Source organism: Acaryochloris sp. IP29b_bin.137 (assembly GCF_028285745.1).
Lineage (GTDB): Bacteria > Cyanobacteriota > Cyanobacteriia > Thermosynechococcales > Thermosynechococcaceae > Acaryochloris.
This window is the reverse complement of the sequence record NZ_JANQOP010000179.1, coordinates 1-6,513: the sequence shown is the minus strand read 5'-3', so window position 1 is coordinate 6,513 and position 6,513 is coordinate 1. Positions and strand designations below refer to the sequence as shown.

The 6,513-nt window shown below is 44.4% G+C and carries 9 protein-coding genes; 4 read left to right on the top strand and 5 right to left on the bottom strand.

All coding sequences use genetic code 11. From position 1 onward, the window contains the following. Window positions 1-292: 292 nt before the first annotated feature. Window positions 293-1,174, bottom strand: a complete 882-nt coding sequence (locus Q0991_RS13135; RefSeq protein WP_299489167.1) for an inositol monophosphatase family protein — start codon at window positions 1,172-1,174, stop codon at window positions 293-295. A gap of 84 nt (window positions 1,175-1,258) precedes the next feature. On the opposite strand from Q0991_RS13135, the gene Q0991_RS13130 reads away from it, so the two are divergent. Then, window positions 1,259-3,004, top strand: a complete 1,746-nt coding sequence (locus Q0991_RS13130) for an ABC transporter ATP-binding protein/permease (RefSeq protein WP_299489166.1) — start codon at window positions 1,259-1,261, stop codon at window positions 3,002-3,004. A gap of 102 nt (window positions 3,005-3,106) precedes the next feature. Next, window positions 3,107-3,880 carry a hypothetical protein gene (locus Q0991_RS13125; protein ID WP_299489164.1) on the top strand — a complete coding sequence of 258 codons (774 nt, stop codon included), beginning with the start codon at window positions 3,107-3,109 and terminating at the stop codon, window positions 3,878-3,880. Window positions 3,881-3,948: 68 nt separating this feature from the next. On the opposite strand, the gene Q0991_RS13120 is transcribed toward Q0991_RS13125, so the two are convergent. Beyond that, window positions 3,949-4,110, bottom strand: a complete 162-nt coding sequence (locus Q0991_RS13120; protein WP_299489163.1) for a hypothetical protein — start codon at window positions 4,108-4,110, stop codon at window positions 3,949-3,951. 168 nt (window positions 4,111-4,278) lie between these two features. After that, window positions 4,279-4,476: a hypothetical protein gene (locus Q0991_RS13115; RefSeq protein ID WP_299489161.1), complete on the bottom strand. Its 198-nt coding sequence runs from the start codon at window positions 4,474-4,476 to the stop codon at window positions 4,279-4,281. An 82-nt stretch (window positions 4,477-4,558) separates the two neighbouring features. Here Q0991_RS13115 and Q0991_RS13110 point away from each other — a divergent pair, with 82 nt between their 5' ends. Then, complete coding sequence (locus Q0991_RS13110; protein WP_299489160.1) at window positions 4,559-4,897, top strand: hypothetical protein; 339 nt, start codon at window positions 4,559-4,561, stop codon at window positions 4,895-4,897. A 67-nt stretch (window positions 4,898-4,964) separates the two neighbouring features. Further along, on the top strand, window positions 4,965-5,267 hold the full coding sequence (locus tag Q0991_RS13105; protein ID WP_299489159.1) for a hypothetical protein: 303 nt from the start codon (window positions 4,965-4,967) through the stop codon (window positions 5,265-5,267). A 138-nt stretch (window positions 5,268-5,405) separates the two neighbouring features. On the opposite strand, the gene Q0991_RS13100 is transcribed toward Q0991_RS13105, so the two are convergent. Together Q0991_RS13100 and Q0991_RS13095 are read right to left on the bottom strand one after the other, a co-directional pair. After that, window positions 5,406-5,870, bottom strand: a complete 465-nt coding sequence (locus Q0991_RS13100) for a hypothetical protein (RefSeq protein WP_299489158.1) — start codon at window positions 5,868-5,870, stop codon at window positions 5,406-5,408. After that, on the bottom strand, window positions 5,783-6,217 hold the full coding sequence (locus Q0991_RS13095) for an IS1 family transposase (protein WP_299489157.1): 435 nt from the start codon (window positions 6,215-6,217) through the stop codon (window positions 5,783-5,785). The genes Q0991_RS13100 and Q0991_RS13095 overlap by 88 nt, the downstream gene beginning before the upstream one ends. Between the last annotated feature and the right edge of the window lie 296 nt (window positions 6,218-6,513).

Here is a 6,513-nt window from a genome sequence, read left to right as displayed (position 1 = left end):
GGATAGGGTAGTCGTTTCGGCCACCCTATTTTCTTTGAAATCACACTGCCCTATCTACTGCTGACTCTAGATTTGAAGTACCTTGTCATCCCCAAAGGGTTTTCGTACCATTTTCAGGTTGAGAGGCTAACGTATTGAGCTTCTCAACTCTACCTGGATGACTTTTCAAACACGCTTTAAGGAAATCTAGATCCTCTTAAAAGACCAGTGCCGATCAAGTGCATCAAAAGCAAGCGTCTTGGCATTGGCATCTAGTGGCGGAACGTCTTTGAAATGAACTCTTTTTTACCGACTAAATAAGGATCTTTGGACAGTATTTTTCAACTGCCTGCAAAAGATGCTGGTGGACAGTCGTGGATGATGCCACAATCAAGCCGGGTCGTTGGTAGTTCTGACTGGAACATAAAGGAGGCAAAGGCTCTCCGGTCCAGGTGGTAACTATACAGCCTGCTTCTTGGGCTAAGAAGGTGATGGCAGCACCGTCAATAAATTTGCCTGATTCCAAAATTGCCCCTGCAAAGTCTTCCTTAAGGATGGCGTTGATATTTGGGGCAAACTGCTCGTCGGAATAGGCCGTTTTTAAGTCGTTGATTTGGTAGGCAGGACTGACATCGGGAATCTGATCTGACAGTCCCCAGCCCAAGTAGATCAGGGGTTTAGGGTTTTCTATCTGTAGCTTCTGGCACTGGTCTAAGGGGGCATGGAGGGGACCCGAAAAAGTGCCCACTCCCCGCAGGGCATAGTAATAGCAATCCTGAGCCGGAGAAATCGCTAATACGGCCTCGTACTCATCCTGATTAAGGACGCCCACAATAATCTGATAATTATCATGACCATCCAGGTAAAAGCGGGTGCCGTCAATGGGATCGAGGGTGACTAAATAATCCCCTTCCGGCCCCAAATCAATGGCTCGAAAATATTTGGTATTGGCCGTTTTCTCATACTCTTCCCCATAAAACCGGATTTGAGGATAAGCCCCCAGAAGAGCCACTTCCACCATCGTTTGAATAGATAGATCGGCATCCGACAAGGCTGCACCAAAGTGATTCTGTTGATCGGTTTTTTCTGGGCAGGCAGCAATCACGGGCTGAATATTTTTGGCATAGGCAGCCGCTAATCTTAGGGGCGGCAGTAATGTTTCTAGGATCTGCCGAGGCGTGGGGGAGTTAGACATAGATTCAACCGTTAACGGGCAATCAACCCTTCTTACCTTAACTAGGTTAACGTCAGGTATGGGACGGGTTATTGATAAGGACTAATGGAACGATTTAATTTGCAGGTTTTGGGGCGGTTTTGGAAAATCGCCATTAGCTACTGGAATAGCGAGGAAAAGTGGAAAGCACGGGGATTGCTCCTACTGGTGATGGTGCTTTCTCTGGGCTATACCGGCTTAAGCGTACTCCTGAATAATCGCCGAGGGGTAATGATTTCTGCCCTTTCCGCCCAGGATGAAGCCCGGTTTTGGCAAACCATAATGATTTTCCTGGGGGTGCTGGTGGCTTATGCACCTATTTTTGCAGGTTATACCTATTTACGCGATCTCTTAGGGTTACAGTGGCGACGCTGGCTGACGAATCGCTACGTGGATAACTACTTCAGCAATCGCGCCTACTACAATCTCAACAACCTACATACAGATATCGATAACCCGGACCAGCGAATTGCTGAAGATGTCAAAAGTTTTACCCAAGAGTCCCTGACCTTTCTGCTGATTATTGTGGATTCCCTGTTGGGGATAATCGCCTTTAGCAGCGTGTTATGGAAGATTTCCTCTTCTTTGGTGCTGTTTTTAGTGCTGTATGCCGTTCTGGGTACCGTGGTGACGGTGGGGGTATTTGGTAAAGGACTAGTCAGGCTCAATTTTGCCCAACTGAAAAAGGAAGCCGATTTCCGGTTTAGCCTGGTGCGCATTCGCGAAAACGCGGAATCTATCGCCTTTTATCGGGGGGAGCAACAGGAAGCCGATCAGGTGAAAGAGCGGTTTATGGAAGCCTTTGATAATTTCAAGAACCTGATTATTTGGCAGTTGAATTTGAACGTGTTTTCCAATGCCTATGAGTTTTTGCCTTTTATCCTACCTGCCATTGTCGTCGCTCCTGGTATCTTTGCAGGTGAGTTAGAGGTAGGTAAAGTCTCCGAAGCCCAAGGCGCGTTTATTCGAATCTTCTTTTCGTTGAATTTGATTGTGGCCCGTTTCCAAGAGTTAACCTCCTTTGGGGCTGGCATCGACCGTCTCTATACCTTTGCCGAAAGTTTGGAACAGCCGAGTCAGACGGAAGAGGAATCGACGGCGTCTGATGCTGAAGAAGAACTCACCCAGCCCACCTTCACGGTAGAGGAAGGGGAAGGCTTATCCCTGGCTGAGCTAACCTTGATGACCCCCAATTATCAGAGAACTTTAATTACCGATCTTTCCATTGCTTTATCAGAAGGAGAAGGGCTTTTAGTCAAGGGGCCAAGTGGTTGCGGTAAGAGTTCCTTACTGCGGGCAATGGCCGGGTTATGGAATTCAGGCCAAGGCACCATCCACCGTCCTCAAGCTGGCGATATCCTCTTTCTACCTCAACGACCCTATATGATTGTGGGCAGTCTCCGGGACCAGATGATTTATCCCAATATGGAGATTGAGGCCAGTGACAAAGAGCTTAAGGCCATTTTGCAGCAAATTAATCTACCGGATCTAGATGAACGGTTTGACGGTTTTGATGCGGTGGAAGATTGGTCTTCGGTTTTGTCGTTGGGTGAACAGCAGCGGCTAACGTTTGCTCGGCTGTTACTGAATAAGCCCCAATATGCCATTCTCGATGAGGCAACTAGTGCTTTGGATCTGAGCAATGAAGCTTCGCTATATGAGCAGTTACAGCATCTGGAAACAACCTTTTTGAGTGTGGGCCACCGATCAACGTTAACGAACTACCACAAGCGCACCCTGAAATTGGCAGCAGATACGACCTGGGAATTATCTGAGTCTGAGAAGGTATTGGAAGAAAATGTAATCGCTTGATAGTACATTCCCTTTAGCTTATTTTTTTACCCTCAAGTTAGGTTGACATGGTGGATAGTTGGAAACGTTAGAATCTACAAGACCAAACTGAATTAAGAATCAATGCCGCAAACTGGTAACTTTGAAAATGATATCGATCTCCTAATTCAAAACGTTGCACGGCTATATGCTTATGACGGAAATGCCAAGATTGTTTCTATTCTTTCAAACGCAAAAATTTCTGCAGCTTTGACTGATCATGACAATTGGAACGGTGGCACAGAAATTTATTCCGTATATTTGGAAGTCCCCCAAAGGATTTATGTAGAAGTCAATGCTGATCTCGGATCAATTTCTCAAGACATTGAAGAAAAGCTAACTACTTTTTTAAATCGTTATGGTCAAATTTGGGTAAAGATAGAGATTTCCCCACAACTTATCGAATCAAAGAACTGGCAATATGTAGCCCGCAATTGGATTGCTGGTGAAGGCATTACAAATCAAGGACGTGTCCGTTCAAATAATATTGCAAGTCGTCAATGTGATGGATTACTCTTTCGATCAGGCCCCGAAATCAATATATACAAAGCTCTAAAAAGCAAAGGAGTAGCTTTTGCTCCTCTTCCTGTGTTCTTGAAAGGTGGCAAAGAATATTCACGAATAGAACCTGATTTTATTATTGTGAAAGATGGAGTTATCCTTTGCCTTGAGATTGATGGAGATACTGTCCACAAAGAAACACCCGCCGAAGCAAATGCTAGAACTCGCATTCTGAGCAATGAGGGTGCGATAGTAGAACGATTTCAAGCTAGCCGTTGTGAAACTCCTGAACAAGCTAATGATTTAGCCAATGAAATTCTTTTACTGCTTGATAAGCATAAACGGAATAGACCTTAGCTAAGCTCATTCGTTTTGATTCTAGCTACCTATGGAAAACCCAAATTTAAACCACCACGAATCTACATTTAAACGTCAAAATCTCCAATCACAGCCTCCGACCAACTTAAAGCTTTTAATTCGCGTTTTCGATCTTCAGCCATAAGTTTATAGGCTGTATCAAGTTCATCTTTAATGACGTGTAGACGAACGAAATCTTTACTAAACTGACTGATGGGACCATTGCTCATAACCTAATAAAGTCCTTTATACACCTACTCGTAAATACTGATCGTTCGTTTCTTGTGAATGGAAAAGGTAGACGTGTCTGACTAATTTACCATTTCCATATTTAACAATCGATTGAAGTCATATTGTCAGCTATCATTCCAAAGCAACCGCACACTCCTATTGGTCCATTACTGTACACTGGCAACACTCCCTAAATAGGGACTTAGCATACTTTCAACCTCTTCTTCAGACCGATGTCCAAACCAGCTAGATAAGACATTGCGTTCTTGATCGAAAAGAACCCAGCTTGGGGTTCCTGACAGAAAATTGAGATGGAAGGTTTCACGATCAAATGCGATCGCATACCTCGGATAGCTCAAGTGCATAAAGGAGAGGCTCAACTTACACTTCTGAAAAAGTGTTATCTCTGTCCATTACCTATTAAATTGTGAGAAAAGGTCATCGAAAGTGGCTGAACCATTAGCTAATTTATTAAATCAGATTATTCCAGATGACAAAATATTGGCAGACCTCAGGGAAATTGTAGATGATGGAAATAATAAAGTTGAGCTTAATGATACTTGGATTGAAATCCCAAACAAGATTCAGATCGATATTGTGACAAAAGCCTACTTTCTAGAGTCGTTTCCCAATATTAGATTTGGGGTCTTTAAAGTTCTTCTGGCCTTAGATGGATTCAACCAAGATTTGCATGGCTTCCATTCTGCTGGAATATGCTTCTCAACTATGTTCTATGATCAGGAGGTTAAGTTGATCTCCCTTGATTTTCACAAAGAATTTAGATAAAGATTGAACGATCAGGCGACTAAATTATCTAACTGGCTACTATCAGCGTATCTAGAGGAAGAAAAAAATGATCACCCCTACAAGTGAAGTAATGAAATGCTTCCCAAGAGGCAAAAAGGTAAGAGTTATTGTTCGCAGTCATGCCCATTTTGGCTATTTTGTAGATATACCGGGAATTGAAATCCGTGGACTTATTGAAACTGTAGGGTATGAGCCTTCGGAAGAGCCAAATCTAGAAATTGGCTCTTCCATTGAAGCAGTCATTCAGCACTTCAGAGACTCTAAGGAGCCTTTAAAACGGCAATTTCGCTTAACGGTTCATCCTGCAGTTCTTGCAAATCCATCTCTAATTAAGCCATTACAAGATTAGTATGCTTTTCTTGCTAGTTTATGTCTAGGCACTGGTCTCTTAAGAGGATCTAGATTTCCTTAGTCCTTATTGAATAAGCATTTGAACTTTCGAGCCCTATTTCCTCTGAAGGTAGTTAAGTGAGATTATCTCATCCCCCTATTCTTTAGAAGCTATATAAACAGGTGTTCTGAGGATCTGAGCTTCGGTCCAAAAGTGTTCAGTTAATCCAACAGCCATGGCAGGAGTTCTTTGCTGAAAGCGTTTTTTACCCTGGGGTACTTTCAGAGAAGCTCGTAAACTGCGATGTTCTCTCACCCAGTTGTAAACGGTTGCACTCCACCAGGCAATAGCCTGACGAGTTTTACTGCAGTGAGCGAAAGCAAGTGAGCGTCTGGCTTGATGAGCATTCATCCGCCGTGCAGTGCCATTGAAACGCTCTACAGTTGAAGTGTTGGGGATGTTGTAACCCATTTGTTCTAGAGCCTGGTTGATCCGTTGCCAGCTCCCATGAGCTTTGCTCACCTCTACGGCTTCTAACTTTTTTCCCTGACGATGTTTGATGACTTGGACGTGGGCAAGGGTTCGGGGAATTCGATACTTGGGGTTGGGAGGTCGCCCCATGGTGGTCTGACGGGGGGGAGGTAGGACACCCCGAAGATGACCGGAAAGTGGGTTCGATAACTCGCTTCTCCATCGGTCATCAACACCAGGTCTTGGGGATGGGCTAGTCGTCTGTGAGTAGCTCGCATCAGCCTATCTATCAGGTTTGTGTCACGAGGACCAGCTTCCACTTGGACAATGAACTTACTAGCAGCATCAATGGATACCGCATCCCAACACTGCTGCTGTTTGCTGGCGACGTATCCATGACGCTCATCCATCTCTAGTACGTCGATATCGAGTAATTGAGCTTCCTGTTCATGAAAGTCCTGAGCATGTTGACCAAACTTGAGGGTCAGACGTTTCACTGTATCTGGGTGGGTGTAAGTCAGGCGTGATGTTCCCTTGATAGATGTCCCTTCTGCAATTTGACGACCTACCTCGATAGCTCGAGATTCTGAAATCTTGGTATTCCAAAAGGCGGTGTTCTTGCGTTCACTAAACTCTTCCCCACAGCAACGACAGCGTAGATATCGGATCCGATCTCGTCTATAGATGTTGCGTACGGCGTTGTTGCATAAATAAAGCCAGTCATAGTCTTGGTTTCAGAGCTTAGAGTTGGGGAGAATCTTCGATTTTTATCCATTTTGGACAATCTGGATCG

Excerpts from the sequence above, each read along its gene's own strand:
- Q0991_RS13135 (WP_299489167.1), bottom strand. The coding sequence starts at position 1,174 with ATGTCTAACTCCCCCACGCCTCGGCAGATCCTAGAAACATTACTGCCG.
- Q0991_RS13130 (WP_299489166.1), top strand. The coding sequence starts at position 1,259 with ATGGAACGATTTAATTTGCAGGTTTTGGGGCGGTTTTGGAAAATCGCC.
- Q0991_RS13125 (WP_299489164.1), top strand. The coding sequence starts at position 3,107 with ATGCCGCAAACTGGTAACTTTGAAAATGATATCGATCTCCTAATTCAA.
- Q0991_RS13100 (WP_299489158.1), bottom strand. The coding sequence starts at position 5,870 with ATGGGGCGACCTCCCAACCCCAAGTATCGAATTCCCCGAACCCTTGCC.
- Q0991_RS13115 (WP_299489161.1), bottom strand. The coding sequence starts at position 4,476 with ATGCACTTGAGCTATCCGAGGTATGCGATCGCATTTGATCGTGAAACC.
- Q0991_RS13105 (WP_299489159.1), top strand. The coding sequence starts at position 4,965 with ATGATCACCCCTACAAGTGAAGTAATGAAATGCTTCCCAAGAGGCAAA.
- Q0991_RS13120 (WP_299489163.1), bottom strand. The coding sequence starts at position 4,110 with ATGAGCAATGGTCCCATCAGTCAGTTTAGTAAAGATTTCGTTCGTCTA.